This is a genomic window from Paracoccus sphaerophysae, assembly GCF_000763805.1.
Taxonomy (GTDB): Bacteria; Pseudomonadota; Alphaproteobacteria; order Rhodobacterales; family Rhodobacteraceae; genus Paracoccus; species Paracoccus sphaerophysae.
The window spans coordinates 1-2,017 of the sequence record NZ_JRKS01000125.1 but is presented as its reverse complement, the minus strand read 5'-3'; the positions used below and the strand labels follow the sequence as shown (position 1 = coordinate 2,017).

The 2,017-nt window shown below is 52.4% G+C and carries 1 protein-coding gene and 1 tRNA gene; one reads left to right on the top strand and one right to left on the bottom strand.

Features of this window, described 5'->3' with window-relative positions:
- Positions 1-165 precede the first annotated feature (165 nt).
- Positions 166-1,776 carry an ATP-binding protein gene (locus tag IC63_RS17800; RefSeq protein ID WP_232222662.1) on the top strand — a complete coding sequence of 537 codons (1,611 nt, stop codon included), beginning with the start codon at positions 166-168 and terminating at the stop codon, positions 1,774-1,776.
- Between the two features lie 116 nt (positions 1,777-1,892).
- On the opposite strand, the gene IC63_RS16665 is transcribed toward IC63_RS17800, so the two are convergent.
- Positions 1,893-1,969: transfer RNA gene (locus IC63_RS16665), tRNA-Met, on the bottom strand.
- Positions 1,970-2,017 lie beyond the last annotated feature (48 nt).

The window sequence follows — 2,017 nt, the reverse complement described above, 5'->3', positions numbered from 1 at the left end:
GATCCACATCCGCATTGCTCTCATGAACCGCTTCTCCGCCCTCGGCACCGCCGAGATCGTTCGCGTCAGCTGAGTTCAGCGGGGAAAGGGGCAGCTCACGCCGCTAGCTGAGTTGCGCAACAACGCCCACTCGATGCGGAACTTGATCGCGTTTTCGAAACCAACATGCCGAGTGAACCTGCTCCAGGCATCAACGGTAATCCGCCGGTGCCGGCAAACGCGACAAGATTTCGCGCACTGTCGATCGGGCGCTCTGTGGTGTTCGAGGGCTATGAGGTCAAAGTGCGGATGGATGACTTTTTCGGCGGCCATATAGCCGTGCTTGGAAACACTGGGAGCGGCAAGTCCTGCACGGTAGCGTCGGTGCTTCAATCTTTGTTTGGTAAGGCGGACGAATTTCAAGCCCGAGGGGCAACAATCGTGGTCTTCGATGTGAACGGCGAGTATGCCAATGCGCTGATCCCGCTTGCCAAAGAAAACGGCATTGGCGTCGACCATATTGTGCTAGATGGAACTACAGCCGACGGAAAGTTCCGCCTCCCACATTGGTTTCTGGAGCAATCCGAGTGGGAACTTCTGCTTCAAGCGAGTGAACGGACGCAGATACCAGTTCTTCGTACAGCTTTGGGTTTGACCGGATTATTTCGGGAAACCAGCCCGGAAGCACTGGAAGTCAAGGAGCACTTTATTGCTACCTGCATAATTGAATGTTTTCGGGGTGCTGACGGTGACTCGCCGGTCTCAAAGTTTCAGCGGGTCGTATCCTTGCTACAAAAATATCCTACAGACGACCTGAACATGGCCCTTCTTCAAAAGCACGGGGCAAATGCTCAGTACGGAAACTTTGCCGGTAACAATTTGCACTCATTTCTGGACGACGTTCGCGCGAAGCTACGGGAGGACGTGGATCTTCCACCCTACAGGAGGATACCATTTACATTTGGTGACCTTGAAGAATGCCTTGATTTCGCAATCCTCTATGAGGAAGCACATGGTAATCGGCAAATTCGCGATTATTGCTCCCAGCTGCTTACCAGGTTCAAGTCGCTCCGCGACAGATCGGAGTATGCGTTCATGCGCTATGATCTATCGCCAGGTGATCTGATCCCTACCAAAGAGGCTTTTCTTGAACAGATTCTTGGGCTGTCGCCGAACGGCAATCATTGGCAAAAGTGCAATCAGATCATTATCGTTGATATGAATGCGGTTGAAGACGAGATAGTTGAGTTGGTCTCGTCGGTGCTCGCACGCATGATATTTCGATTGCTTAGACAAGCCGAACCAAGAAACCGCTTTCCAGTTCATCTATTACTCGAGGAGGCCCATCGTTATATTTCTGAATCTCCCTCGAGATACGCGATAGATGCCAGCAAGATCTATGAGCGCATTGCCAAAGAGGGACGCAAGTACGGGCTTTTCTTGTTGGTCGCTTCACAACGGCCGAGCGAGCTCTCGAAAGCGGTTCTGTCTCAATGCTCAAACTTCGTCATCCATCGCATTCAGAACCCGGATGACCTCTCGCAGATTCGGCAGATGACCCCATTCATCTCTGAGGCAGTACTCAAGCGTTTGCCATCCTTACCGAAACAGCATGCGCTTGTATTTGGAACGTCCGTAAATTTGCCAACTACCTTCAAGGTGAAGGAAGCGAAACCGCTCCCGAAAAGTGATGACGCACGAATCAAGGAGCTTTGGTTCCACGAGGAAGGGAGGCCTGTTTTTATTGAACTGGCACAGGTCAAACAGGCGAACCCGGCACAAGGGCAAGTACCGTGATCCAGCCAGTTTGCCACCGGCCTCATTAAACGTTGATGTGGCGTTGATGTAAAACGGTGATGGGGATGCCTGACTGTTTGTGTCGGCATCCAAGTCTTTGATATCTTTTATGATTTTGGTTGCGGGGACAGGATTTGAACCTGTGACCTTCAGGTTATGAGCCTGACGAGCTACCGGGCTGCTCTACCCCGCGACCGTGCCGCTGTTGCGGCGGGGTTTTCCCCGTGGGATCCGGTGCGGT

Coding starts and splice junctions, on each gene's coding strand:
- IC63_RS17800 (WP_232222662.1), top strand. CDS start 166: ATGCCGAGTGAACCTGCTCCAGGCATCAACGGTAATCCGCCGGTGCCG.